Source organism: Erythrobacter sp. QSSC1-22B (genome assembly GCF_001678665.1).
Taxonomy (GTDB): Bacteria; Pseudomonadota; Alphaproteobacteria; order Sphingomonadales; family Sphingomonadaceae; genus Qipengyuania.
This window is the reverse complement of record NZ_LZRP01000036.1, coordinates 1-967: the sequence shown is the minus strand read 5'-3', so window position 1 is coordinate 967 and position 967 is coordinate 1. Positions and strand designations below refer to the sequence as shown.

The following is a 967-nucleotide window of genomic DNA, read 5'->3' as shown; positions in this document are numbered from 1 at the left end:
TCAATCGTTGTGCAAACGGGCGCCCCCTTGTCGGGCTGGCGCATGTTAGATTTGACGCGCTCCCTTGCGTTGCGCGCGGCGTAGAGAGGGCGTAGCCCGACCGGAGGCGCGCGCAGCGCAAGGCATCTTTTGATTGGGTGCTGTTGGGGTGGATCAGCTGCGGTTTTTGAAGTGCCAGCTGTCATTGCCGGTTTCGACGATGTCGCAATGATGCGTGACACGATCCAGAAGCGCGGTGGTCATCTTGGGATCGCCGAACACGGTGGGCCACTCCCCGAACGCGGTGTTGGTGGTGATGATGACGCTGGTCGCCGTCAAAGAAGGCAAAGCCGCGCGCATGCGCGTCAAACAACATCTCCTGGCTCTCGCGAGGATAAGCCCGGACGTAGAACCCGCGCGAAGCGCACAGTCGCATATGCGCGACCTTCACCCGCATCGGCTTGCCGGCGATCTCGACATCCTCATGGCTCCAGTCAAACTGGTAAGCCTTGCCTGGCCTCAACATCAGCGGGATGAAAGCGGTGACACCATCGCCGGCATCCTTGCGCCGTGCCTCCTTCCAGCGTGCTGCGTACCGCCGCACGACGTCGTAGGAACCATCAAAGCCTTCGCGCTCCAGCAGATCATGGATCCGCGTCATCCGCAGCCGGTCACGCTTGCCGCGCTTCTCGTTCTCTTCCAACAGGGTGTCCGGGCGCCCCTGAAACGGACCGATCCGGGGTAGCGGTTGAACCTTGCGCTGATAAACGAAGCCTCCTTCCGGCGCTCGGATCGCCTTACGGACTACCTTGCGCGATACATGCAAATCCCGCGCGATCGCCTTGATCGCTTTGCCTCCGGCATGTTCGCGCCGAATGCGAACCACCGTCTTCACTACCAACATCCCGATCTCGCCGCCTGACAATCCAGGCCGCTCTTTAAACCTTCGGAATGAGGGGGCCCTTTTAGACGCCAATCACCCCGCTAA

The 967-nt window shown here is 61.1% G+C and carries 2 pseudogenes; both read right to left on the bottom strand.

Annotation, left to right across the window (positions count from 1 at the left end):
* Window positions 1-153: 153 nt before the first annotated feature.
* Window positions 154-309: pseudogene (locus tag A9995_RS15735) on the bottom strand (ATP-binding protein); the annotation flags it as partial.
* A 1-nt stretch (window position 310) separates the two neighbouring features.
* A pseudogene (locus A9995_RS16405) lies at window positions 311-883 on the bottom strand (IS21 family transposase); the annotation flags it as partial.
* Between the last annotated feature and the right edge of the window lie 84 nt (window positions 884-967).